This is a genomic window from Nonomuraea sp. SYSU D8015 (assembly GCF_008065375.1).
Taxonomy (GTDB): Bacteria; Actinomycetota; Actinomycetes; order Streptosporangiales; family Streptosporangiaceae; genus Nonomuraea.
The window spans coordinates 23,598-48,372 of the sequence record NZ_VJYI01000009.1 but is presented as its reverse complement, the minus strand read 5'-3'; the positions used below and the strand labels follow the sequence as shown (position 1 = coordinate 48,372).

Here is a 24,775-nt window from a genome sequence, read left to right as displayed (position 1 = left end):
CAATGGACATCGAGTCGCCGGACAGGCTCATCGAGCTCCTCGACCGGCACGCCTACCTCGCCGACGAAGGCCTGGCCACGGCCGCCTTCCTGGCGCTCAGGATGGGGCGGCCGCTCTTCCTCGAAGGGGAGGCGGGGGTCGGCAAGACCGAGCTGGCCAAGACGCTCGCGACGCTGCTCAAGGCGCCCCTGATCAGACTCCAGTGCTACGAGGGTCTGGACGCCGCGCAGGCGCTCTACGACTGGGACTTCGCCCGCCAGCTTCTCCACCTCAAGGCCGCCGAGGCCGCGGGCATCACCGACGTGAGCAGGCTCGAAGGCGAGATCTACGACCGGCGGTTCCTGATCGCGCGGCCGCTGCTGAAGGCCATCGAGACGCAGCCGAGCGTGCTGCTCGTGGACGAGATCGACCGGGCCGACGACGAGTTCGAGGCGTTCCTGCTGGAGGTGCTCTCCGACTTCACGATCTCGATCCCCGAGCTGGGCACGGTCAAGGCGAGCACGCCCCCGGTGGTCGTGGTGACCTCCAACCGCACGAGAGAGGTCCACGACGCGCTCAAGCGGCGCTGCCTCTACCACTGGCTCGAGCACCCGAGCTTCGACCGCGAGGTCGCCATCCTGCTGCGCCGCCTGCCCGGCTGCACCGAGACGCTCGCCACGCAGGTGGCGCGGGCGGCCGAGCGGCTGCGCCAGGCCGACCTGGTCAAGCCGCCGGGGGTGGCCGAGACGCTCGACTGGACGGAGGCGCTGCTGACGCTGGGCGCCAAGGAGCTCGATCCCGGGCTGGCCGCGGCGACGCTGGGGGCGGCGCTGAAATACCGCGAGGACGTCGCGACCGTCCTCGGGAACGGGCTGCTCGTCCATGGATGACCTGATCGCCACCGTGACGGGGTTCGCCAGGACGCTGCGCGCCGCCGGGGTGGGCGCCGATCACGACCGCACGCAGAACATGCTGCGGGCCCTCGACCACCTCGACGTCACCGACCGGGACGAGGTCTACTGGGCCGGGCGGCTCACGCTGTGCGCCACGCCCGACGACCTACCCCGGTACGACCGCTGCTTCGCCGCCTACTTCGGCGGGCAGCGGGCGGCGACGGCCCGTACGACCACGACGAGCGTCACCCGGCACCTGGCCATGCGCGAGGACGCGGGGGAGGGGCGGGACGACGGCACGGCGGCGCCCGCGACCGCGAGCCGGGCCGAGATCCTGCGCCACCGCGACGTGGCCAGGCTGACCGAGGCCGAGCGGGCCGAGGTGCACCGGATGCTGGCCATGCTCAAGAGCGGCCGGGCGCGGCGGCGCTCGCGCCGCTTCGAGAGCGCCCACCGGGGCAGCCTCGACCAGCGCCGCACCATCCGCGACGCGCTCAGGAAGGGCGACGTGGCCAGGCTCCGCCACAAGAGACATGCCACCAGGCCCCGCGCGGTCGTGCTGCTCGTCGACGTCAGCGGCTCGATGGCCCCGTACGCCGAGACGCTGCTGCGCTTCGCCCACGCGCTGGTCAGGAGCGAGCCGCGGGCCACCCGGGTCTACTCGGTCGGCACCCGGCTCACCCCCATCACGGCCGAGCTGCGCCACCGCGACCCCGGCACCGCGCTCAACGAGGTCTCGAAGGTCATCCCCGACTGGAGCGGCGGCACCCGGCTGGGGGAGGAACTGAAGGAATTCCTCGCCCGTTTCAGCGCCCGAGGGGCGATTGCGGTGATCGCCTCGGACGGGTGGGAACGCGGTGATCCGGAGCTGCTCGGCACGCAGATGGCCAGGCTGGCCAGGCAGGCATACCGGGTGATCTGGGTCAACCCACACAAGGGGTACGAGGACTACCAGCCGCTCACCGGCGGCATGCGGGCCGCCCTGCCGTACCTCGACGACCTGGTGGCCGGGCACAGCCTGGCCGCCTACGAGCAACTCAGCGAAAGGCTCGCCCATGCGTGACGTGCTCCCGGAGATCATGCGGTGGTGGAGGTCGGGGCTCAAGTTCGGGCTGGCGACAGTGGTGGGCACGTGGAGCAGCGCGCCGCGGCCGCCGGGCGCGGCCATGGCGGTGCGCGGCGACGAGGTGGTCGGCAGCGTGTCCGGCGGGTGCGTCGAGGGCGCGGTGTTCGAGCTGGCCGCCGAGATCGACCGGCCGGTCCTGCAGCGGTACGGCGTCAGCGACGACGACGCGTTCGCCGTCGGGCTCACCTGCGGCGGCATCATCGACATCCTCGTCGAGCCCGTCTCGATCGAGACCTTCCCCGAGCTGGGGGACGTCGCGGCGTCGGTGGACGCCCACGAGCCGGTCGCCGTCGCCACCATCGTCTCCGGCCCCGGCCAGGTCGGCGCCCGCCGGATCATCTGGCCGGACCGCTCCTCGGGCAGCCTCGGCCTGGAACGCCTCGACGAGGCCGTGGACGACGACGCCCGCGGCATGCTCGCCCAGGGCCTGACCGGCATCCGCCGCTACGGCGGGCAGGGGGAGCGGCGGCTGGACGACCTGGCGGTGTTCGTGCACTCGTTCGCGCCGCCGCCGCGCATGCTCGTGTTCGGCGCCATCGACTTCGCCGCCGCGGTGGCCAGGGTGGGCAAGTTCCTCGGCTACCACGTCACGGTCTGCGACGCCCGCCCGGTCTTCGCCACCGCCAAGCGCTTCCCCGAGGCCGACGAGGTGGTGGTCAAGTGGCCCCACGACTACCTGGCCTCGGTGCCGGTGGACGAGCGCACGGTGATCTGCGTGCTCACCCACGACCCCAAGTTCGACGTGCCGCTGCTGGAGGTGGCGCTGCGCACCGACGCCGGCTACGTCGGCGCCATGGGCTCGCGCCGCACCCACGAGGACCGCATGGCGCGGCTGCGCGAGTCCGGCCTCACCGAGGAGGAGCTGGCCAGGCTGAGGTCGCCGATCGGGCTCGACCTCGGTGCCCGCACTCCCGAGGAGACGGCCGTGTCGATCGCCGCCGAGCTGATCCAGCTGCGCTGGGGCGGCACCGGCCGGCCGCTGTCCACCACCGAGGGCCGCATCCACCACGAGGTGCCGTGAGATCCTCCAGGGTGGCGGGGTTGCTGCTGGCCGCCGGCCGGGGCGCCCGGCTGGGCACGCCCAAGGCGCTGGTCGAGTACGCGGGCGAGCGGCTGGTCGACCGGGGCGTGCGACTGCTGGAGGAGGGCGGCTGCCACCCCGTCGTGGTGGTGCTCGGCGCGGCCACGGTGCAGGTGCGCGGCGCGGTCACCGTACGCAACCCGGACTGGGCGTCGGGCATGGGCTCGTCCCTGCGCGTCGGCCTCGCCGCGCTGCCCGAGGAGGCGGAGGCCGTCGTGATCGCGCTGGTGGATCAGCCGCTGATCCGGCCGGGAGCGGTGCGCGCGCTGATCGGCGCGGGCGCCGGCGTGGCCGTCGCCACGTACGGAGGGCTCCGCAGGAACCCCGTGTTGATCGCTCGGGAGCACTTCACCGAGGTGGCCGAGCGGGCCGTGGGCGACGTCGGCGCCCGGCCGTTCCTGAAGGCGCACCCGGAGCTGGTCACCGAGGTGCCGTGCGACGCGCACGGCGACCCCGCCGACATCGACACTCCCGAGGACCTCCGCCTCCTCGACCCCCACTCCGCCTGATCCGCCCTCTCTCGACGCGGGACGCCCCACCGTCCGCCACCGTCCCTGGAGGGCCCCCGCCCGGTGCCATCCACCGCTGTCGTCCCCCCAATGCCCCGCCCGCCGCGGATCCCCTGGAAGGCCCCGCCCGGCGTCCTCCGCCGCGCCTCGGCTGTCCCCGGCAAGCGCACCCGGCTCTCTCCGAAGAGGACGCCGGTCGGGGGTGTCGGCGCTACAGACCTCCGCCGTCCCCGGACAGGCCGCTTCCGGCGTCCTCCGCCGCAGCACGCCGCCTCCCGAGAGCTCGGCACCCCTGACTTTCCCCAGGAGGACACCAGCCGAAGTACGGCGGGGTGGGTGTGTCAGCGTCACAGGCCGGGCCGCACCCCAGGAGGACGCCGGCCGGACTACGGGAGCGATCGGCGGCGCGCCAGGGCTACAGGCGGAACGAGGCGAGAGCCGCACGATGGTCGCTGCCGGTCGCCGGCGCCACCCCCGCCTCCGTCGCCTTCATCCCCTTGAACAGGATGTGGTCGGGCCGCGTGATCGGGAACTCCGACGGCCACGTGAACCCGAACCCGTCACCCGCGACGCTCTGCGCGTCGGACAGCGGCGGGATCAACCCCCGCATCCCCCGGTCGGTGGTCGCCGTGTTGAGGTCGCCGAGCAGCAGGATCCGCTTGCTGGAGTCGGCGTCGATGAGCTTGCGCGCACGGGCGAGCGAGGCGTCGCGCCCGGCGGTGTGACCGGGGCGGGCGGAGGCCAGGTGCATGACGTAGACGGTGATCTTGCCCTTGGGCGTGGCGACCACCGCGCGCAGGGCCCGCGGCCAGCCGAGGCCGACGTCCAGCGGCTTGGTCTCGGTGATCGGGTAGCGGCTCCACAGGCCGACCGTGCTGACCGGATAGTGGTATTTGAACAGCTTGTTGAGCTGTTTGGCCGCGGGGCCGCCGGCGGTGAGCTCCTGGGCGGCCAGCAGATCGAGGCCCTTGGCGATCTCACGTACGGCCTCGCCCGAGGCGTTGTTGCGCACCCCCACGTTGACCGTGCCCACGGCGAGGTCGCTGGGGCCGCCCGGCGGCGTGCGGAACAACGTGGAGCCGAACATCGCCGCCCACACCACGCCCGGCACCAGCGCCGCCGCGGCGGCCAGCGTGGAACGTGCCAGGGCGGCGGCGAGGAGCAGCAGCGGCACGGTCAGCCCGAGCCAGGGCAGCAGACTCTCCAGCACCGGCGTGAACCCGCCGAGCGCAGGAATCAGCTGGTGCCCCGCCAGGGCCGCGGCCACGACGATCGAGGACACCACGACAACCCGTCTCAGCACCCGCACCAGGCTACTCGCTCCCCTGACGCGATAGCCTGTTCCGGTCGAAACGGAACAACATTCGGTTCAGTGGGAGTCCGGCATGCGCATCGGTATGGCACTCAACTACTCGGGGGGCTTCAAGGAGTCGGTGGCCGAGCTGTCCGACTACGAGAAGGCCGGGCTCGACATCGTCTTCGTGGCCGAGGCCTACAGCTTCGACGCCGTCAGCCAGATGGGTTACATCGCGGCCAGGACCGAGCGGCTGGAGATCGCCTCCGGCATCCTGCCGATCTACTCGCGCACGCCGGCGCTGCTGGCCATGACGGCCGCGGGCATGGACTACGTCTCCGACGGCCGCTTCACGCTCGGCCTCGGCGCCTCGGGGCCGCAGGTGATCGAGGGCTTCCACGGGGTGCCGTACACCGCGCCGCTCGGGCGCACGCGCGAGATCATCGAGATCTGCCGCCAGGTGTGGCGGCGCGAGCGCCTGCAGTACGAGGGCAAGCACTACACGGTGCCGCTCCCGCCGGACCGGGGGACGGGCCTCGGCAAGGCCCTGAAGATCATCAACCATCCTGTTCGCCCCCGCATCCCCATCGTCGTCGCCGCCATCGGCCCCAAGAACGTCGAGCTGGCCGCCGAACTGGCCGAGGGCTGGGAGCCGATCTTCTACGTGCCGGAGAAGGCCGGCGAGGTGTGGGGCCCGTCGCTGGCCGCGGGCAAGGCCAAGCGCGATCCCGAGCTGGGCGGGCTCGACGTGATCGCGCAGGCGTCGCTGGCGATCGGCGACGACGTGGCCGGGCTGCTGGAGTTCGGGCGGCCGATGGCGGCGCTCTACATCGGCGGCATGGGCGCCAGAGGCAAGAACTTCTACAACGACCTGACCAGGCGCTACGGCTACGAGAAGGAGGCCGAGCTCATCCAGGACCTCTACCTCCAGGGCAAGAAGGAGGAGGCGGCCGCCCGGGTGCCCGGCGAGCTGCTGGAGAAGATGTCGCTGATCGGCAGCGAGGGGTTCGTGCGCGACCGGGTGCAGGCGCTGAAGGAGTCGGGGGTGACCACGCTCAACGTCACGCCGCTCGGCCGGACCCACGAGGACCGGGTGCGGCTGATCGAGAAGATCAAGGAAATCGCCGGATAGTGGGCTGAATCACCTTTCATGGAGGAATGCCCCGGATCTGACAGGTGTTGTCGCACCTCGTGAGGTTCTCCGTGGTGATCGTGTGGCTCGTGGAGCGGCTGCACGTCGATCTGTGCCGGCTGCGCGGATCGCTCTGTCGCTGACCGCCGAACCCCGATCATCCATCACCTCACCCATCCGGCGTGTCTTCGGCATGCCGTGAGATTTCCGGAGCTTTCCTCCCTGTGAAGAGATTCTCTTTCTCCCTGCAGCTGCTGGCCGGCCTCGCCGTCGGCGTCGCGCTGGGGTTCGTCGCCAAGATCTGGGACGTGGCCTGGCTGGCCGAGACCCTGACCCGGGTCGGCCAGATCTTCGTCCAGTTGCTCAAGCTGGCGGTGCCGCCGCTGGTCTTCACCGCCGTGCTGGTCAGCGTGGCCAACCTCCGCAACGTCAACGGCGCGGCCAGGCTCGCGTCCAAGACGCTGCTGTGGTTCCTCGTCACCGCCGCCATCGCGGTGACCCTTTCCATCGGGCTCGGCCTGATCATCAACCCCGGCAGGGGCGTCGCCCTCGACACCTCCGCGGCCAAGCCCGCGGAGACCTCGGGCACCTGGCTGGACTTCGTCACCGGCATCCTGCCGACGAACGTCGTCACCGCCTTCACCGAGGTGAACGTCCTCCAGATCGTGTTCCTGGGGGTCGTCCTCGGCGCGGCGGCCCTGGCCGCCGGCGAGAAGGCCGAGCCGTTCCTCAACCTGAGCCGCTCCGTCCTCGAGCTGGTCCAGAAGGCCCTGTGGTGGGTCATCCGGCTGGCTCCCATCGGCACGGCCGGCCTCATCGGCAAGGCCGTGTCCACGTACGGGTGGGACCTGCTGGCGCCGCTGGCCAAGTTCAGCGCCGGCGTGTACGCCGGATGCCTCGTGGTGCTGCTGGTCGTCTACCCGACGCTGCTGGCGGTGTGGGGCAAGGTCAACCCCGTCCAGTTCTTCCGCAACGCCTGGCCGGCGATCGAGCTGGCGTTCGTCTCCCGCTCGTCGGTCGGCACGCTGCCGCTGACGCAGCGGGTCACGATCGAGCGCAACGGCGTGGACCGCGACTACGCCTCGTTCGCGGTGCCCTTCGGCGCCACCACCAAGATGGACGGCTGCGCCTCGGTCTACCCGGCGCTGGCCGCCATCTTCGTGGCCCAGGTGTTCGGGGTGCCGCTGGGACTGGGCGACTACCTGCTGATCGCGTTCGTGTCGGTGGTCGGCTCGGCCGCCACGGCCGGTCTGACCGGCGCGACCGTCATGCTGACGCTCACGCTCAGCACGCTCGGGCTGCCGCTGGAAGGCGTCGGCCTGCTCCTGGCGATCGACCCGATCCTGGACATGATGCGCACCGCCACCAATGTCGCGGGGCAGCTCGTCGTGCCGGTCCTGGTGGCCGGCTCCGAGGGCCGCCTCGACGCGGCCGTCTTCAACGCGCCGCCGCAGCCGCTCGACGACGCCCCGCGCGAGTCCGCGCCGCGCGTCGCCCAGCCCGCGGCGGCCTGATCCTGCGCCGGGCGGCCTACTCGAAGGTGAGCAGGTCGCCCGGCTGGCAGCCGAGCGCCTCGCACAGGCGGGCCAGTGTGGAGAAGCGGATGGCCTTGGCGTGGCCGTTCTTCAATATCGACAGGTTGACCACGGTGATCTCGACGCGGTGCGACAGCTCGGTGAGCGTCATGCCGCGCTCCTGGAGCAGCTCGTCGAGCCGTACCCTCACGGCGCGGTCGCCCATCAGATGGTGGCCTCGACCTCTTCGAGCAGGGCCAGACTCCGCCGGATGATCTCCGACACGCCGAGAGCGGCGAATCCCGCCACGACCACCCCCACCAGCTCGCCCGACGGCGGATAGAACGGATGGCTCTCGGTCAGCAGCATGGAGGAGAGTATGGCCTCCGCGACCATGCCGATCGCGGCCGACACGAGCGAACCGGCGATCAGGATCCAGCCGAGCGTGCGCAGGTCGCGGGCCGTGGCGGCGGAGAACAGCGCCCGGTCGCCGGAACGCGCCCTGCGCAGCGCGCGGACCAGCGTGAACAGAGCGAGCAGCCACGTCGCCGTGCCCGGCGCCCACATCAGCAGGTAGAGCAGGCCCTGGAGCGGCGCGGCGCCGCGCGGCCTGACCGTCACCTCGGCGCTCACGGCGTCGATCGTGGCCCCGCCCGCCGTCAGGCCCTCCGTCGGCACGTCGAACACACGCAGCGGGATGCCCATCCCGTCGGGTGTCCCGAAGAACGCCATGCCGGCGTTCATGAGAAGGCCCGCCAGGGCGCCCAGGCAGCCGAGGACGAGCCCGACGCTCAGCAGGATCTCGAGTCTGATGATCCATCGTGTTGGCATAACGATAATCGTAAATAACGAAAGTCGTTATGTCGAGCCGGTTGTGAAGCGGAGGGGGCCGGGTGGCCCTATCGTGGGTCGAAAATCCTGATGTTCGAGTTATTGGCGGGGATATGTCCGACGCGACACCGACCGTGGTCGCCGACCGTTACCGGCTGGACGAGCTCATCGGCAGCGGGTCCATGGGCGAGGTGTGGCGGGGGTACGACACGCGGGCCGACTGGGTCGTGGCCGTGAAGGTGCTCGGCGCCGAGGCGGCCGGGTCCGCCGCGCGGGAGAAGCTCAGACAGCATGCCCGAGCCGTGGCCAAGGTGATCCATCCGAACGTGGCCATGGTGCTGGACATGGGGGAGCACGACGGTGCGCCGTTCCTCGTGATGGAGTACCTCACCGGGCTCAGCCTCGGCGAGGAGCTGGCCGCGGGCGGGCCCATGAGGATCGTCGACGTGTGCGATCTCATCGGGCAGGCGGCCGCGGGGCTCGACGCCGCCCACCGGGCCGGGGTGGTGCACGGGGAGGTCGATCCTGACAGCTTCCGGCGGGCCGCGAGCGGAGTGCTCAAGGTCGTCGGGTTCGGCATGGACGATCCGGGGCCGTCGACCGGCCCTTACGTGGCGCCGGAGGGGAACGGGGAACCCTCCGCGGATCTGTACGCCCTCGGGTGTGTTTGCTACGAACTGCTGTGCGGCCGCCCGCCCTTCGACGGCGACGGAGAGACCGGTGCGGAGGCGGGTGCGCCGGGCGCGGCCGGGTCCTCTGCCGGGACGGGTGCCCCACGCGCGGAGCCCGCGCCGCCCAGCGCGCTCAGGGCCGAGGTGCCCGCCGAGCTGGATCGGCTGGTGCTGGCGATGATCGACGCGGACCCCGCGCGGCGGCCGTCCGGCGGCGAGGCGATCCGGCGGGCGCTGGCCGCCATCGCCCGCCCACGCGCCGACTCCGGGCCGCTGCCTGCGAGCGGCGCCGATTCCGGGCCGGTGCCCGTGGGCGGCGCCAACCTCGGGCCGGCGCCTCTCGGCGGCGCGAACCTCGGCCCGGCGCCCCTGGGCGGCGGCGGCCTCGGGCCGGCGCCCGTGGGCGGCGGCGGGAACCCCGGGGCGGTGCCCGTGACCGGCGCCATCCTCGCGGGCGGCGCTCCTACGGGTCGCGGGGCGGGCGCCGGGCAGGGCGTCACCGAGGTCTTCCAGTTCGGCGGGCCGATGGGCGCCGGGCCCGGCGGCGGGGCGCGGGCCGGTGACACGGCGATCTACCACGCGGGAGACCTGGAGCCGGAGCCGGGGCCGTCGTCCAACCGCAAGCTGTTCCTGCAGCTCGGCCTGGCCGTCGCGGCCATCGTGGTGGTGACCGTGGCCATGGTGACGTGGGCGGGATCGCGCGATCAGCCGGCGGCGGTGTCCACGCCGACCGCCGCGCCCACCACGTCCGCGCCCCCCACGGAGTCGCCCACCGACACGCCGGACGTGCCCACCAGCCCGCCCACCGGCGACCGGTACCCCAATGTCGTGACCACGCTGCCGGCCGACGCCGACCCGCCCGCCTCCCTGCGCGAGACCGCGCCCCCCAAGGCCACCTTCGGGCCCGGGGCCCAGAGCCCGCCGGACGGGTGGGGCGAGTGGTTGCGACGCTTCGACGAGGCTGTCGGGTATCAGGAGCGCGCGGAAGGGATCAACCCCAAGGTCGCCGCCAAGGCCCGTCAGAAGATCCAGCAGGCGGCGAGGAAGGCCCAGGAGGGGAAGACCGACGCGGTGGTCGGTCAGATCGCCGAGCTGTACCGGGAGCTGCTGCAGGCTCAGCAGAGGGGCGACATGGACCCGTTCGGCCCGGCGGCGGAGTTCATGAGGGAATTCCGCATCCAGGAGAGATGAGCGACTTCCAGGCCTTACACGTACATTCGCACCATGACCTTCGACTACCCCGCGCGCCGGGCGCGGCTCGCCGGGCTGCTGCCCGCCCACGAGGTTCCCGCCCTGCTCGTCACCTCCCCCGTCAACGTCCACTACCTCACGGGCCTGTCCAGCTCGAACGCGGCCGTGCTGGTCAGGGCCGACGGGTCGGCGCTGCTGGCGACAGACAACCGCTACATCGACAAGGCGCGCACGCTGGACGTGCCGTCGGTCGAGGCGTCGGACGTGGCGGCCGCGCTGGCCGAGCCGGGCGTCGGGATCGAGGCGGCGGGCATGAGCGTGGCCACGTACCGGCGGCTGGGTGAGGGGCTGAAGCCGGTGGGGCCGGTGGTGGAGGAGCTGCGGGCGGTCAAGGACGACGGCGAGCTGGAGTTGCTCCGGACGGCCTGCGAGATCACCGATCAGGCGTTCGCCGACATATCGGTGCGTATCGTTACGGGCATGACCGAGCGCGCCCTCGCCCGGCTCCTGGACAACCGCATGACCGAGCTCGGCGCGGACAAGCCCGCGTTCGACACCATCGTCGCCGCGGGGGAGAACGGCGCGATCCCGCACCACGCGCCCACGGACCGCGAGCTGAACGCCGGCGACCTGGTCACCATGGACTTCGGCGCCCGCTACCACGGCTACCACGCCGACATGACCAGAACGGTCTGCCTCGGCCCGCCCGCCGGCTGGCAGCGCGAGCTCTACGACCTGGTCGCGGCGGCGCAGCGCGCGGGCCGGCACGCGCTCACCCCAGGCGCCGAGGCCAGGGACGTGGACGCGGCCGCCCGCTCCGTCATCGAGGACGCCGGCCACGGCGGGCATTTCCGGCACGGGCTGGGCCACGGCGTCGGACTGGAGATCCACGAGGAGCCGTTCCTGGGCCCCTCGAGGACCGGTAGACTAGAGGATCGAGTTCCGATCACCGTCGAGCCTGGGGTTTATCTCCCGGGCCGGGGCGGGGTCCGCATCGAGGACACCCTCGTGACACGTGAGGGCGGGCCGGAACTTTTCACCAAGACGACCAAGGAGCTGCTCGTCCTTTAGAAGAGCGGCCGCATCCGGGAGAAGAACGAGTGGCGACGACCAACGACCTCAAGAACGGCATGGTACTGAGGCTCGAAGGCGGTGAGCTCTGGAGCGTTGTCGAGTTCCAGCACGTCAAGCCGGGCAAGGGCGGCGCGTTCGTGCGCACCAAGCTCAAGAACGTGCTCTCCGGCAAGGTCGTCGACAAGACCTTCAACGCCGGCGTCAAGGTCGACGTGGCCAACGTCGACAAGCGCGAGATGCAGTATTCGTACCGCGACGGCGACGACTTCGTGTTCATGGACACCGAGACCTACGACATGGTCAACGTGCCCAGCGCCACCGTCGGCACGGCCGCCAACTACATGCTGGAGAACACCCTCGCCACGGTGGCGTTCAACGAGGGCGCCGCGCTCTACGTCGACCTGCCCGCCGCGGTCGAGCTGACCATCGCCAACACCGAGCCCGGCCTGCAGGGCGACCGCTCCACCGGCGGCACCAAGCCCGCCACGCTGGAGACCGGCGCCGAGATCAAGGTCCCGCTGTTCATCACCACCGGCGAGAAGGTCAAGGTCGACACGCGCAGCGGCGAATACCTCGGCCGGGCCTGAGGTGTCGGCACGCGGCAAAGCACGCAGGCGGGCGCTCGACATCCTCTTCGAGGCCGAACTGCGCGGCGAGGATCCGTTGAAGATCCTCGCCGAGCGCGTGGAGCGGCAGGAGCCCCCGGTCAACGAATACACCTCGGCCATCGTCGAGGGCGTCGCCAGGCACCTCGCGCGCATCGACGAGCTGATCACCACGTACGCCGAGGGCTGGACGCTCGACCGCATGCCCGCGGTGGATCGCAATCTGCTGCGCGGGGGCACGTACGAGCTGCTGTGGATGCCCGACGTGCCCGAGGGTGTGGTCATCAGCGAGTGGGTCCACCTGGCCGGCGACCTGTCGACCGACGAGTCACCGCAGTTCGTCAACGGACTGCTGGCCCGCTTCAAACAACTCAAGCCAAGCCTCACCCTTTAGACACCCTTTTGGGCGGGCCAGGGCCGCGTGTTCGGGGTACGTTCCAACCACGCCGGCCTGCACGGCTCGCGAGGCGAGGGACGTGTACCGTCACGCGGTCAGGCGTCCGACCGCCGCCATGGCGGGAGCCTGGCCGTGTGACGCGGGCAGTTGCGACCGTACGGAGAATGGCGCGTCACCAGCCGCGACGCGCCCTTTTCCGTTTCTGTCCCAGCAGTGTGTGAGCATCGGGTGCATGGTGACGGAAGACGACGTCCGCCGGATCGCGCTGGCGCTGCCCGAGACCGGTGAGAAGACCATGTACGGCACGCCCGCCTTCTACGTGCGCGGCAAGTGGTTCGCCAGGGTCAGGGAAGAAGGCGACGCGCTGGTCGTGCCGGTGGCCACCGTGGAGGAGAAGGCCGGGCTCATCGCGGCCGAGCCCGCCACGTTCTTCACCACGCCGCACTACGACGGGTACGCCTGTGTGCTCGTGCGGCTCGGTGCGGTGGACCCCGAGGAGATGACCGAGCTCCTGACGGACGCCTGGCGCCTGCGGGCACCGAAGAAGCTGGTGGCCGCCTTCGACGGCTGACCGCCCGACTGCCCCGACTGCCCACGTGTCCGCCGGCTCCCCGGCGACTCGGGGTCGGCGCCTCACTCGGGTCTGTGGCGGGTGGCTCTGGGGTGCAGTGGCCCACCCCATGCCAAGCTGCTGGCGATGGCGGCGCGCGGCGGGACTTCAGGTGGGCTGGCACAGCGCCATGGAGGTGTTACGGGCGGTCTGGAGGGGGCTCGTCCGGCGGACGGTCCGGGGTAGGGCGGCTCGTCTGGCCCGGGCGGTCTAGTAGAGCGGCTCATCTGGCGGGCTGTCGGTAGGGCGGGCTCGCCGGCTCGGCGGTTGCTGTCCAGTGGTCCGACACACTCGCCCCCCGTGCCCAGCGCCCTCTGCGGTCTGGAGCGGCGCTGCAGCCGGTGCCGTGGGCCGTCTGGCGCGGCGCTGGGCTCGGTGCCGTGGGCTGTTTGGCGCGGTCCCTTGCACAGCGCTGTGGGCCGCCCTGGTTGCCCCCGGACCACTCCCGGACGCACCCCCGGGGCACGGTTGCGAGCCCCCGGGCTGCCGCACGGGCGGCGCTTTCAGCGGCGGGTAGCAGGCCTGTGGCCGCTCGGCACCGTCGGCACCGCTTGCTGGGGCGGTGCGTGCTTGGCTGCCGGCAGGGCATCCGCGGGGCGGCGGTGCCCACGTGCCCGTAAGCGGCTGCGGCCAGGCGTCGGCTCGGCGGCAGGTGCCCCACAGGCGTCGGCCGCGGGCAGTGGTGCCCACAGGCGTCTCGGCAGTGGCCTCCAGGCGTCGGCGCCTCGCCGGGCAGCCGCTCGGTGGGCGGGGTGTGCGGGTGGTGGGTCCGTGGGGTTCGATGGTGGGTGGCGGCCGGTGGGGAGCGGGGAGCGGGCGCACGGCGTAGGCTGGGCCCGTCCGCGAAGGAACCGACCGCGAGGACCCAGTTCGCGGGGGAGAGGGAGGCGAGCCGACGTTGCGTTCTGAAGGCGTCACGAGGACCCCGGCGGTGCGGACCGCCGTCGTCTGGGACGCGCTGCGATCGGTGCTGGCCGAGCGGACGGCGGCCACGGGCCGCGAGGCGCTCGACATCGTCGACGCGGGGGGCGGCACGGGCGGGTTCGCGGTGCCGCTGGCCGCGCGCGGCCACACCGTCACCGTCGTCGACCCGAGCCCCGACTCGCTGGCCGCGCTCGAGCGCCGGGCCAAGGAGAAGGGTGTGGGCGTCAGCGCCCTGCAGGGCGACGTCGCCGACCTGGGCGAGCTGCTCCACCGCGACAGCGCCGACCTGGTGCTGTGCCACAGCGTTTTGGAGTACGTCGAGGACCCGATCAGCGCGCTGACCGCGGTCGCCGGCGTGCTGCGCAGGGGCGGTGCCGTGAGCGTGCTGGCCGCCAACCCGGTCGCCAGCGCCATCCACCGGGCGCTCGTGGGCCACTTCGACGAGGCGCGGGCCGTGCTGGACGACCCGGAGGGCAGCTGGGGCGACCGCGACCCCACCCCCCGGCGCTTCACCGCCGAGACGCTCGTCGAGCTGCTGACCACGACCGGGTTCGCCGTCGGCGCCATCCACGGGGTGCGGGTCTTCGCCGACCTGGTGCCGAGCAGGCTGGTCGACGGAGAGCCGGGCGCGGCCGACGCGCTCGTGGCGCTGGAGCAGGCCGCCTCCACCCATCCCGTGCTCCGCGACATCGCCACGCAGCTGCACGTCCTCGGACACCGGGCCTGACAATCGGTGTTCACGCCCCTCGTTATCGAATTTATGTTCGGATAGAATTGAGGCGTGTCTCGTAAGCAGATCACCGGCATCGGCCCCGCTCCGCGCACCGGGGTCGATGACAGCGGCTGCCCGATCCTCCACGTCGACATGGATGCCTTCTTCGCCAGCGTCGAGTTGCTCGAGCGCCCGGAGCTACGCGGACGGCCGGTGATCGTGGGCTCGCCCGCCGGGCGCGGCGTCGTGCTCAGCGCCACATACGAGGCCAGGGCCTTCGGCGTGCACTCCGCGATGCCGATGAGCCGGGCGCGCAGGCTGTGCCCGCAGGCCACGATCATCCCGCCCAGCCACGGCAAATACTCCGAGGTCTCCAAGGGCGTCATGGAGATCTTCCACACGATCACCCCGCTGGTCGAGCCGATCGCCTCCGACGAGGCGTTCCTCGACGTCGGTGGCGCCCGGCGGCGGCTCGGCTCGCCCGCCGTCGTCGCCGCCATGATCAGGGAGCAGGTCCTCGACCGCTACGGGATCACGTGCTCTGTGGGCGTGGCCAGCAGCAAATTCGTGGCAAAACTCGCCTCGAAGCAGTGCAAGCCGGACGGCCTGCTGGTGGTGCCCGCCGACGAGGTGGTCGCCTTCCTCCATCCGCTGCCCGTGTCGGCCCTGTGGGGCGTCGGCGAGCGCACCGAGCAGTCCCTCGTGCGCCTCGGCATACGCACCGTCGGAGACCTGGCCAGGGTGCCCCTCAGTACGCTCCACCGCGAGCTGGGGCAGGCCGCGGGGAGCCATCTGGCGGCGCTGGCCTGGGGGCGCGACGAGCGGTCCGTGAGCCCTCACGCGCCGGACAAGAGCATCGGCAACGAGGAGACCTTCGCCACCGACATCGACGACCCCGAGATGATCAAGCGAGAGCTGCTGCGCCTGTCCGAGCGGGTGGCCGCCCGGATGCGTAAGGGCGGGCACGTGGGAAGAACTGTAAGTGTGAAGCTGCGCCGAGCCGATTTCACCACCATCAACCGGTCGCGCACGCTCCGCGAGCCGACCGACGTGGCCCAGGTGATTTACGCCACTGCCTGCGAGCTGTTCCAGGCCGCCGGGCTGGAACGGGTGCGGTTGCGCCTGGTGGGGGTCAGGATGGAAAACCTGCGGCCCGCCGAGGAGGCCACACGGCAACTGAGCCTGGGTGAGCGGGAGACCGGCTGGCGCGAGGCCGAGCAGGCCATGGACAAGGCGATCCGGAGATTCGGTCCCGATGCGGTGCTCCCAGCATCGCTTGTACGTGGCAAGCTTGATGAAATAGAGACATGACGCCGATGTCCGGACTTGGTGATGCATCGGTGTCGCGATTTTGGGGGAAGGGGGGCGAGATGGGCCACAATGGAGCCATGACGTCACCTCCGGTTTGGTCTGCGTTGGACGTTTGCTTTCGCCTACGTCTACAGCCTCGTATTCTGGGGATAACCGACCGCGAGGTTCGGACACCCCGTGTCGTCCGTTGCCGTCTTCCCCGTCCTGGGGCCGTCCTTGGGAGGCGCCGTGCCGCTCTCTGAGCACGAGCAGCGCTTGCTCGACCAGATCGAGCAGGCCCTCTACGCCGAGGACCCGAAGTGGGCCAACACCGTAAGGATCAGTGACCCGCGCCGCCACTACAAGCGTCGCCTGATCAAGGCCTCCATCGGCTTTGCTCTCGGCGTCGTCGTCATGATGGTCGGCGTCGTGTTGAGTGGCAGTGCTCTGATCCCTCTCGGCGTCGGCGGTTTCGTGGTCATGCTCGCCGCGTGTCTGTGGGGCCTGTCCAGCTGGAAACGCATGAACGGGTTCGGCGACTCGACGCCGGCCCCCGGCACGGGCGTGCCGCCGGGCAAGCAGGCCCGCCGGGGCAACCGGGGCAGCTTCATGGAGCGCATGGAGGAGCGCTGGCGCCGTCGCCACGACGAGCGCTGAGCCGGACCCACAGGACATAGCCCGGTGACGGGGCCGTGACGGGGGTCGTGCCTGGATAGTAGGCTGGCCGCCAGGCGCCGGGCCGGGCGTGTGCAAGCGCGACGCCTGACCGGCGCGATGAGCGAACGGCGGGCGTCGCTTCGGCATGCCGGAGGGTCGACGCCGGGGCAGCCTCGGACGGACCGAACCCCCGCCTCACCGATCGGCCCGGCTTGGCGGCTCTCGCGGCGTCTCGGTCGGCCCGGCCGGCGGTCCTCACGGCGTCTCACCGGTCGGCTCGGCCGGTGGTCCTCACGGCGTCTCGCCGGTGGCGGCTCTCACGGCGCTTGGTCGGCTCGCGGCTCTCACGGAGCCTCGCCGGCCGGCGGCACTCACATACCGCAGGCGCGCTCCCCGGTGGCGGCACTGAGGCCACCGGGGAGCGCGGGCCGCTGAAATCGCGAGTGCCGGGGGCGTGGGAACCGCACGCCTCATGGGGAGCGGAGCGCCAGAGCCGTGCGGCCGTCTTCACCGGGGAGACGGCCGCACCGCGCTCCGGCCGGTGCGGGGCAGGCGCCCCGGGAGGCGGCCGTCCGCCGCAGGCGGATGGTCTCCAGCAGGTCGAACCCGTCGAGCAGGCGCTCGCCGACCCCCAGCAGCCGCCGCAGCGTCGACGGGGGCAGCAGCACCGCACGCAGCCGCCTGCCGCGTGACACCGTGGCCGCCAGGGCCTGGCGCACCGTGCGCAGGTCCTTCCTCATGGGCCCGATCCGGCCCGGATCCCTGGCGAACAGCACCCGCTCGACGGCCGAGGCGATGGCGGAGATGGCCGCCGCGGCCGCGGAGTCGAACTCGTACTGCTGGGTCAACCGTCGCGCGAGCGCCCGCGGGGTCTCGCTGGTCTGGCGGGCCATGCCGTAGTCGTACAGGATGTCGTCCAGCTCGGCCCAGGCCGCGGCGACCGACGGGTGCCGGCCCGTGGCGCCCTTGCCCGACACCATCCTGGCCGTGAGCTCGTCGGCCGGTTGCGACACCTTCCAGCCCAGGCTGCGCACCCGCCGGTTCCTCGTGATCAGCCGCACGCCGGCGGGGATCAGCAGGATGAGGAGCAGCGCGGCGGCGCCGATGCCGATCTTGGCGATCAGCGGCATCGACTCGTCCGCCGGCAGCCCGCCCTGGTTGAGCTGGGCCTCGCGGTCGACCTGGTTGGGGTTCGGCCGGTCCGACGGGGCGACGGGCTCATCGGCCGACGAGCTGGTGGGGCCCGTCGTCGGCGTGGTGGGCTCGTCCGTCGGATCGGGCGCGGGCTGCGTGTAGTCCGGCACGCGCGCGCTGCCCTGGCCGAACGCTCCCGCGGGAGTCGGCTCGAACGGCAGCCAGCCCACGCCCTCGAAGTACAGTTCGGGCCAGGAGTGGGAGTCGTTCGTGGCGACCTGCCACCGGTCGCCGATCTTGGTGCCTCCGGTGTAGCCGATCGCCACCCGCGACGGGATGCCGACCATCCTGGCCATCACCGCCATGGCCGATGCGAACTGCTCGCAGTAGCCCGCCCGGACGTTCAGCACGAAGTCCGCCAGCGCGGAGCTGCTGTGCCCCTGCGTACGCAGGCTGTAGGTGAAGCCGCCGGTCTTGGTGAAGAACTCCTGCAGCTTCACCGCCCGCTCGTAGGCGGACGTGGCGTTCGCGGTCTCGCTCAGGGCCAGCTGGTGGACCTCCGGAGGCAGGTTTTCGGGCAGCGACAGGTACCGCTCGCTGACCCCGCCCCGGGCATTGCCCAGCGACTCCAGCAGCTCCGGGGTCGGCGCCGGTTCGCCGGAGGCCACCCTGTACTCCAGGCCGGACGCCTCGTCGGGAACGGAGAAGACCATCAGCGAGTCCGCGTCGGCGCGCCAGTCGCCCTCCACCTCGATCTCCGAGGGCGGGTACGGCAGCGGCAGGAACCGAAGATCCGAGACCTCGTCGCTGACCTGAATGTTGGTCACCACGTTGTTGATCTTCGGCTTCCCGCTGAGACCGGGCGGCGGCGGCAGCGGGCCCTGGTCCGTCCTGTTCTCGGGGGCGCCCTTCGGCTGCGTCATGCCGAACTGCTGGCCGTCGAACGTGTCCAGCGCGTAGATCCGCAGGTAGCGGGGCTGGTCGTCGTTGTTGGTGTACGTGAGGACCACCCGGTGCTCGGGCAGCTCCAGCTGGCCTCTCAGACCCGCGATCGGGTTGGGGATGCTGATCGAGTTGCCCTTGCCCGTGCCCCTGCCGCCCACGCCGAACTGGAAGAACGACACCGGCTCCATCGTCGGCAGCAGGGCAGGCACCAGCACGGCCAGCGCGATCGCGGCGAACCCGATGCGCTTGCCGGACAGCCGCAGGCCGCTGGTGTCCGCGGCGGTGCGCGTGCGGGAGGCCGACGGCGAGGCCGCGACGCGGCTGCGGCGCACCAGCACCGCCCGGCCCCAGTGGCCCACCCGCTCCCGCCCGTCGGCGATCAGCAGCCCGACGAAGCCGAGCGCGGCCACGATGAACGCCGGCCAGCTGATCGGGTCGGGCAGGATCGTCGCGGGGACCGTGGCCAGCGCCAGCAGCGGCAGCCCGGCCAGCGCCGCCCGCCGCAGCCGCGCGGCCATGAGGTCCACGGTGATCGCGATGAGCGCCACGCCGCCCGCGGTCAGCAGCGTGATGCCCTCCGTGGTCGGCACGGGGGCGGCGAACCGCTGGATGTCGGCCCAGCCGACGCCGAGCAGCCGGCCCAGCTCCGCCACCGACCCCTTCGTCGGCACGAACACGCCCCACGCCTCCTCGGCGGCGAAGGACGCGGTCAGATAGATCCAGGTCGCCGCCAGACCCAGCAGCGGCGCCGCCCACGCGGGCAGCGACAGGCGGCTGCTCACCAGGCCGGCCGCCACCACGGCGAGCACGGCGCCCAGGGACGACCAGAACCACACTCCGCCCTCGAAGAGCGGGTAGAGCAGCACGGCGGCGGCGAACGCCGCCGCTGCCGAGGCGATCGTCAGTCTCATGCCGCACCTCCCGCCGGGTTGAGGACGAACCTGCCGCCGCGTCCGGCGGCGTCCTGCCAGACCGACGCGATCGAGGTGCCGGCGGGCAGGCGCACGATGCGCCAGCCGTACCCGGCCAGCACCGTCTGCGCCGCCTGGTAGTCCTCCTCCGCCGCAGGGTCGCCGCCGTCCCACGTGCTCACGTCGAGCAGGACCGCGACCCCGGTGATGCCGCTGTGCCGCAACCTGGCCAGCTCCCTTGCCTCCTCCGCGTCCAGCGAGCCGAGCACGGCCACGATGAGCCCGTCGCCGCCACCCTGGCGCAGGGCGGACACGCCCATCTCCAGAGAGCGGGCCGGGCTGTGGCGCACCACGGCGAGGGTGTCGAGCAGCGAGTAGCTCAGGCCGGTGTCCGTCAGGTGCTCGGCGCCCTGGTCGGTCACCAGCCGCAGGCCGAGGCCCTCGTGGGCGAGGTGCACGCCGATGGAGGCCGCGGCCGAGACGGCCACCTCGAACGACGAGCGCGGGCCCTCGCCGCGGTGGGCGTGCCTGCGGGTGTCGAGCAGGAGCGCGCCGCGGCTCTGCCACTGCTGCTCCTCACGGCGCACCATCAGCTCGCCGTGGCGGGCCGTCGAGCGCCAGTGCACCCGCCGCAGGTCGTCGCCCTGCCGGTATTCGCGCGGGGCCACGTCGTCGTCGCCCGCCGCCGCCACGCTCCTGGTACGGCTGTCGCCGCCGCCCGTCCACTCGCCCGACAGCCGTACGTGCGGCAGCGCCGCCACGTGCGGCGTCACCACGAGCGTGTCGCTGATCGTGAACGAGCGCGTCAGCTCCACCAGCCCGAACGGGTCGGCGATGCGGATGGACAGCGGCCCGATGGTGTAGCGGCCGCGCAGGTCGGAGCGCACTCGGTAGTCGATCTCCCGCACGCCGCGCGGCTCGACCCTGTCGAGCACGAACCTGGGCCGGACGCCCAGCGCGTACGGGACGGTGTCCTCGATGAGCAGCAGGCCGGTCGGCAGCCTGGTGACGTTCTCCAGCCGCAGGGTCACGGTGGCCTCGCCGCCCACCTCCGCCCGCGGCGGGTCGAGGCGCCTGGCGCAGCTCAGCCGGTAGCGGGTCCGCGCCACCACCAGTGCGGCCAGCAGCGGCAGCGCCGCCACCAGCACCCCGATCCTGAACAGATCGTTCTCGCCGAGGAAGACGGCCATCAGCAGCGCCGCGATCCCGGAGGCGAGGAACGACCTGCCCCTGCTGGTCAGCGCCCGGAGTCCGGCCCTCACTGTGTCTCACTGAACCCGTGTCGTTGACGGATGCCCTCGCTACGCTGCGGATCCATCAACGGCCTCGCGTCTCCGGCACGGGCACGCGCCTGATCAGATCCGTCACCACCTGCTCGGGCAGGCGGCGCTGGCCCTGGGCCTCGACGCTGGGCAGCAGCCGGTGCGCCAGGACGGGGACGGCCAGGTCCTGCAGGTCGTCGGGGATGACGTAGTCGCGTCCGGCCAGCGCCGCGTGCGCCCTGGCCGCCCTGACCAGCTGCAGCGTGGACCGGGGCGAGGCGCCCAGCCGCAGGTCGGGGGAGTGGCGGGTGGCCACGACGACGTCGATGGCGTATTTCTTGACCGCCTGCGAGACGTACACGCCGCGCACGGCCTCGATCAGCGCGCGCACCTCCGCCGTCGTCGCCACCGGCTCCAGCTTGTCCAGCGGCGAGGTGCTGCCGTGCACGTCGAGCATCTCCAACTCGGCCGTCGGCTCGGGGTAGCCCATGGCGACCCTGGCGGTGAAGCGGTCGCGCTGGGCCTCGGGGAGGGGATAGGTGCCCTCCATCTCGATGGGGTTCTGAGTGGCGATCACCATGAAGGGCGCGTCGAGCTGGTACGTCACACCGTCGACCGTGACCTGGTGCTCCTCCATGCATTCCAGCAGCGCGGACTGCGTTTTGGGGGAGGCGCGGTTGATCTCGTCGCCCACGACGATGTTCGCGAAGACGGGCCCGGGCTTGAACTCGAACTCCCGGGTCTGCTGGTTGTAAGCGCTGACGCCGGTGATGTCGCTCGGCAGCAGGTCGGGGGTGAACTGCACCCGGCGGACGGGACAATCGATGGAACGAGCCAGCGCCTTGGCCAGCATGGTCTTGCCTACTCCCGGGACGTCCTCGATGAGGAGATGGCCCTCGGCGAGCAAGACGGTCAGCGTGAGGCGGACGGCATCGCTCTTGCCCTCGATCACCGATTCGATGGCCTCCCGAATCCGGTGGGCTGTGGTGACCAGCTCGTCGAGCTGGGGAGGGACGTCATGGGTTACTGCCACCAGGCCTCCACGAGAAGTGCGACGGCTGCCCCGTAAGATCCTTTGCGGCAGCCATGCCATTCCTTTTCCATTGTGATTACGACCCTACGACGCTGCGGGTTCTGGAGCGACATTTGTGGATATTCCAGCGAACCTGGGCGATGTTCCCGCTCCTGTCCCATAGCTGTGCGAATCCCGTGACAGACGGGCCCCACCCGGCGCCCCACTTTCCTCCACCCGGACCTCTCCGAAGCGCCGGATCCCGTATTTCTCCGATCTTTTGAACCCTCGACACGCCCATGAGGGTTGCTCGCGACTGCGTCGCCCCCCACCCTGCTCCATCGCTCTGACCTGCGGTAACGCAACGGAAACCAATGATGAAGACGGTTCGAATCAGTTGACGGTGGGGAGAAGTGGAGTATGGTGGTGCGCAGTGGAGGGCACGGTGCGCCAGCGCTGAGCGCTTCACGAGGCACGGGAGGTGGGGCCGATGTTCCTCGGCACCCATCAACCGCGTCTGGACGACAAGGGACGGCTGTTCCTGCCGGCTAAGTACCGTGAGGAGCTGGCGGAGGGTCTTGTGATCACCAAAGGCCAGGAGCGATGCCTCTACGTCTTTCCCGTGGAGGAGTTCCAGCGCATTACCGAGGCTCTCCGGACCGCCCCGGTCACCGCCAAGGCGGTGCGTGACTACAGCCGCGTCTTCTTCGCCAGCGCGTCCGACGAGAAACCAGACAAGCAGGGACGCATCACGATCCCGCAGAGCCTGCGCCAGTACGCGGGCCTGGAGCGTGACTGCGTGGTCATCGGGGCCAACACCCGGCTGGAGATCTGGGACGCGCAGGCTTGGGACACCTACCTCAGCGAACAGGAGCAGGCGTTCGCCGATCTGTCGGAGGAGGTGCTGCCAGGGATCTTGTAGGAGCCACGGTCGATCCGTCGGTGATGTCGTTCGGCGAGGTCTCCACCCGCAACCACTGTCTGCCAACTGATGCACCTTCCCCGGTGTCAGTGGGCAGGCGTCCACGAAGAGGGTGCGGATGGGGACCTGGCCGGGCGGCGCCGGGTGGGGACCCAGGAGGACCGCGATCGATCATTACGCGTCATCCGCGAGCAAGGACGCGAGAGGGGGGTTGGAGATGGGCGACAACGTCGGCACGGGCGGTCACGTTCCGGTGATGCTCGAGCGCGTTCTGGAACTCCTCGGCCCCGCGCTGACCGGTCCCGAGCCGGTCGTCGTCGACGCCAACCTCGGCCTCGGTGGCCACTCGGAGGCCCTGCTCGCCGCCTACCCGGCGCTGCACCTGATCGGGATCGACCGCGATCCCTTCGCGATCGAACACTCCACGCGCAGGTTGAGCCCGTACGCAGAAAGGATCACCCTGGTCCACGCCTCCTCCGGCGACCTGGCCGAGGTGCTCGCCCGCACGGGGCGCACCACGGTCAACGGAGTGCTGTTCGACCTGGGGGTCTCCTCGCCGCAGCTCGACGAGGCGGAGCGCGGGTTCGCCTATTCCTATGACGCGCCTCTCGACATGCGGATGGACACGCAGCAGGAGCTGACGGCGGAGACGGTGGTCAACACCTACTCCGCCGCGGACCTGACGCGCATCCTGCGCGACTACGGCGAAGAACGATTCGCTCCGCGTGTCGCGAACCTGATCGTCAAAGAACGCGCCAAAGAGGCCATAACCTCGACCAAGCGGCTGGCGGACATCGTCCGCGAGGCGATTCCCGCCGCTACCCGGCGCACCGGGGGAAACCCCGCCAAGAGGACTTTCCAGGCGCTGCGCATCGAGGTGAACGCGGAGCTGTCCGCCCTGGAGGCGGCGCTCCCCGCGGCACTCGACGCGCTGGCGCTGGGTGGGCGAGTCGTCGTGCTCTCGTACCACTCACTCGAGGACCGGCTCACCAAGCAGGCCCTCACGGCGCGAACCAGGGACACCAGCCCCCCCGGACTGCCCGTCCCGCTGCCGGCTCACCAGCCGCGGTTCCGCCTCCTGACGAGGGGAGCAGAGCTCCCAAGCGAAGAAGAGCTCGCCCGCAACCCGCGGGCGGCCTCGGCCCGGCTACGGGCGGCAGAGAGGATCCGTGTTGACGACTGAGCAGGAGATCGGGCGGCAGGCGCCCCTTCGCCGCGCGATGCCGAAGACGGGCACGCGGCGGCACACGGCGCCGCACCAGCCCAAGCCGCGGCCCCGGCCCGACGGGCGCCCCGACGTCGAAGGGAAGCGCGCGGCGACGGTCACGCGGCCGGAGACCGGCACGCGAGCGGGTGCGGAGGACGCGCGGGCCGCCGCGCGTCGCGCCGTGCCGCGGCGGCGTCCCGCGCGCCGCCAGCGCACGCCGTTCGTGCTGCTCGTCGTCGGGCTGATGTCCGGCGGCCTGGTCAGCCTGCTGCTGCTCAACACCATGCTGGCCCAGGACGCCATCACCGACGCGACCCTGCGCGACGAGATCTCGGTGGCCCGGCAGGAGAACGAGCGGCTGCAGCTGAAATACCAGCTCGACACGCAGCCCGGCGCCGTCGCCGACGACGCCGAGAAGCAGGGCTACGCCCCCGACTGGGGCAACGTCAACGGCTGGAGCACCGCGGGCGACCGGGCCGGTCAGGTGGACACGGAGCGGTGAGGGACTCAGGCGGCAGGGGGCAGGGTCCCGGCCGCGGCGCTGGCGGCGCCGGCTCTCAAGGAGGGCCTGGCGCCGTTCGTCGTACGCCGGGCGGACCGGGACGGGCAGGGCGCCAGGGGGGCTCTGCCCGTTCAGAGGGGGCGGGCCGCCCGGCGTCGCCGGACGATCCGCCGCGCCAGCCGCGCAAGCGGCCCGATCCCCTGGACCTGCCGTTCGGGCGCGACGACGCCTTCCGCGGCCGTCCGCCTCAGGATTCCTCCGGCGACGACCGGCCTCGCCAGGGGCGCCCCGGTGACTCCGCCCGCTCACGGGACGGGGTGGACCGTGCCCGTGAGGGCGACGAGCGCGCCCGCTCGCGGGGCGACGGTCCGCGAGGGCGGTCGGGCGACG

Annotated in this window: 23 protein-coding genes; 17 read left to right on the top strand and 6 right to left on the bottom strand. The window is 71.7% G+C overall.

Annotated elements, in window-relative coordinates; translation table 11 throughout:
- Window positions 1-2 precede the first annotated feature (2 nt).
- The 4 genes from ID574_RS32395 to ID574_RS32380 are packed head-to-tail and all read left to right on the top strand — an operon-like array spanning window position 3 to window position 3,588.
- Complete coding sequence (locus tag ID574_RS32395) at window positions 3-869, top strand: AAA family ATPase (protein ID WP_188193117.1); 867 nt, start codon at window positions 3-5, stop codon at window positions 867-869.
- Window positions 862-1,935, top strand: coding sequence for a vWA domain-containing protein (locus ID574_RS32390; RefSeq protein ID WP_188192798.1), 1,074 nt, complete (start codon window positions 862-864; stop codon window positions 1,933-1,935). The genes ID574_RS32395 and ID574_RS32390 overlap by 8 nt, the downstream gene beginning before the upstream one ends.
- Window positions 1,928-3,019: an XdhC family protein gene (locus ID574_RS32385; RefSeq protein ID WP_188192797.1), complete on the top strand. Its 1,092-nt coding sequence runs from the start codon at window positions 1,928-1,930 to the stop codon at window positions 3,017-3,019. Before ID574_RS32390 ends, ID574_RS32385 begins: the two co-directional genes overlap by 8 nt.
- Window positions 3,016-3,588, top strand: a complete 573-nt coding sequence (locus tag ID574_RS32380; RefSeq protein ID WP_223167289.1) for a nucleotidyltransferase family protein — start codon at window positions 3,016-3,018, stop codon at window positions 3,586-3,588. The genes ID574_RS32385 and ID574_RS32380 overlap by 4 nt, the downstream gene beginning before the upstream one ends.
- A gap of 415 nt (window positions 3,589-4,003) precedes the next feature.
- Here the strand turns inward: ID574_RS32380 and ID574_RS32375 are convergent, their stop codons facing one another.
- Entirely contained in the window at window positions 4,004-4,891 is an 888-nt protein-coding gene (locus tag ID574_RS32375; protein WP_223167288.1) for an endonuclease/exonuclease/phosphatase family protein, read from the bottom strand.
- Between the two features lie 82 nt (window positions 4,892-4,973).
- Between ID574_RS32375 and ID574_RS32370 the strand changes: the two genes are divergently transcribed.
- Entirely contained in the window at window positions 4,974-6,014 is a 1,041-nt protein-coding gene (locus ID574_RS32370; RefSeq protein ID WP_188192796.1) for an LLM class F420-dependent oxidoreductase, read from the top strand.
- A gap of 224 nt (window positions 6,015-6,238) precedes the next feature.
- The gene (locus ID574_RS32365; protein ID WP_188192795.1) at window positions 6,239-7,528 is read left to right on the top strand and encodes a dicarboxylate/amino acid:cation symporter; all 1,290 of its coding nucleotides are present in this window, start codon (window positions 6,239-6,241) and stop codon (window positions 7,526-7,528) included.
- A 16-nt stretch (window positions 7,529-7,544) separates the two neighbouring features.
- On the opposite strand, the gene ID574_RS32360 is transcribed toward ID574_RS32365, so the two are convergent.
- Complete coding sequence (locus ID574_RS32360; RefSeq protein WP_188192794.1) at window positions 7,545-7,754, bottom strand: helix-turn-helix domain-containing protein; 210 nt, start codon at window positions 7,752-7,754, stop codon at window positions 7,545-7,547.
- A complete protein-coding gene (locus ID574_RS32355; RefSeq protein ID WP_188192793.1) occupies window positions 7,754-8,359 on the bottom strand; it encodes a DUF2975 domain-containing protein in 606 nt (201 codons plus the stop codon). The genes ID574_RS32360 and ID574_RS32355 overlap by 1 nt, the downstream gene beginning before the upstream one ends.
- A gap of 113 nt (window positions 8,360-8,472) precedes the next feature.
- On the opposite strand from ID574_RS32355, the gene ID574_RS32350 reads away from it, so the two are divergent.
- From ID574_RS32350 to ID574_RS32315, 8 genes are all read left to right on the top strand, one after another.
- Window positions 8,473-10,221 (top strand): protein kinase domain-containing protein, encoded by a 1,749-nt coding sequence (locus tag ID574_RS32350; RefSeq protein WP_188192792.1) that lies wholly within the window; start codon window positions 8,473-8,475, stop codon window positions 10,219-10,221.
- Window positions 10,222-10,254: 33 nt separating this feature from the next.
- A complete protein-coding gene (locus tag ID574_RS32345; protein WP_188192791.1) occupies window positions 10,255-11,292 on the top strand; it encodes a M24 family metallopeptidase in 1,038 nt (345 codons plus the stop codon).
- Between the two features lie 29 nt (window positions 11,293-11,321).
- Window positions 11,322-11,882 (top strand): elongation factor P, encoded by a 561-nt coding sequence (efp, locus tag ID574_RS32340; RefSeq protein ID WP_188192790.1) that lies wholly within the window; start codon window positions 11,322-11,324, stop codon window positions 11,880-11,882.
- Between the two features lies 1 nt (window position 11,883).
- Window positions 11,884-12,294, top strand: a complete 411-nt coding sequence (nusB, locus tag ID574_RS32335) for a transcription antitermination factor NusB (protein WP_188192789.1) — start codon at window positions 11,884-11,886, stop codon at window positions 12,292-12,294.
- 235 nt (window positions 12,295-12,529) lie between these two features.
- On the top strand, window positions 12,530-12,868 hold the full coding sequence (locus tag ID574_RS32330; protein WP_188192788.1) for an MmcQ/YjbR family DNA-binding protein: 339 nt from the start codon (window positions 12,530-12,532) through the stop codon (window positions 12,866-12,868).
- 970 nt (window positions 12,869-13,838) lie between these two features.
- The gene (locus tag ID574_RS32325; RefSeq protein WP_188193115.1) at window positions 13,839-14,558 is read left to right on the top strand and encodes a methyltransferase domain-containing protein; all 720 of its coding nucleotides are present in this window, start codon (window positions 13,839-13,841) and stop codon (window positions 14,556-14,558) included.
- Window positions 14,559-14,612: 54 nt separating this feature from the next.
- Window positions 14,613-15,854 (top strand): DNA polymerase IV, encoded by a 1,242-nt coding sequence (locus ID574_RS32320; RefSeq protein WP_188192787.1) that lies wholly within the window; start codon window positions 14,613-14,615, stop codon window positions 15,852-15,854.
- A 228-nt stretch (window positions 15,855-16,082) separates the two neighbouring features.
- On the top strand, window positions 16,083-16,490 hold the full coding sequence (locus ID574_RS32315; RefSeq protein ID WP_188192786.1) for a DUF3040 domain-containing protein: 408 nt from the start codon (window positions 16,083-16,085) through the stop codon (window positions 16,488-16,490).
- A gap of 470 nt (window positions 16,491-16,960) precedes the next feature.
- On the opposite strand, the gene ID574_RS32310 is transcribed toward ID574_RS32315, so the two are convergent.
- From ID574_RS32310 to ID574_RS32300, 3 genes are read right to left on the bottom strand one after another with little or no spacing between them, the layout of a single operon-like run.
- Entirely contained in the window at window positions 16,961-19,480 is a 2,520-nt protein-coding gene (locus ID574_RS32310) for a transglutaminase TgpA family protein (protein ID WP_188192785.1), read from the bottom strand.
- Window positions 19,477-20,742 (bottom strand): DUF58 domain-containing protein, encoded by a 1,266-nt coding sequence (locus tag ID574_RS32305; RefSeq protein WP_188192784.1) that lies wholly within the window; start codon window positions 20,740-20,742, stop codon window positions 19,477-19,479. The genes ID574_RS32310 and ID574_RS32305 overlap by 4 nt, the downstream gene beginning before the upstream one ends.
- 55 nt (window positions 20,743-20,797) lie before the next feature.
- Entirely contained in the window at window positions 20,798-21,835 is a 1,038-nt protein-coding gene (locus tag ID574_RS32300) for an AAA family ATPase (RefSeq protein ID WP_442939339.1), read from the bottom strand.
- Between the two features lie 409 nt (window positions 21,836-22,244).
- On the opposite strand from ID574_RS32300, the gene mraZ reads away from it, so the two are divergent.
- From mraZ to ID574_RS32285, 3 genes are all read left to right on the top strand, one after another.
- Window positions 22,245-22,676: a division/cell wall cluster transcriptional repressor MraZ gene (mraZ, locus tag ID574_RS32295; protein WP_188192782.1), complete on the top strand. Its 432-nt coding sequence runs from the start codon at window positions 22,245-22,247 to the stop codon at window positions 22,674-22,676.
- 217 nt (window positions 22,677-22,893) lie between these two features.
- Window positions 22,894-23,859 (top strand): 16S rRNA (cytosine(1402)-N(4))-methyltransferase RsmH, encoded by a 966-nt coding sequence (rsmH, locus tag ID574_RS32290; RefSeq protein ID WP_188192781.1) that lies wholly within the window; start codon window positions 22,894-22,896, stop codon window positions 23,857-23,859.
- Window positions 23,849-24,385 (top strand): hypothetical protein, encoded by a 537-nt coding sequence (locus ID574_RS32285; RefSeq protein WP_188192780.1) that lies wholly within the window; start codon window positions 23,849-23,851, stop codon window positions 24,383-24,385. The genes rsmH and ID574_RS32285 overlap by 11 nt, the downstream gene beginning before the upstream one ends.
- The last annotated feature ends 390 nt before the right edge of the window (window positions 24,386-24,775 follow it).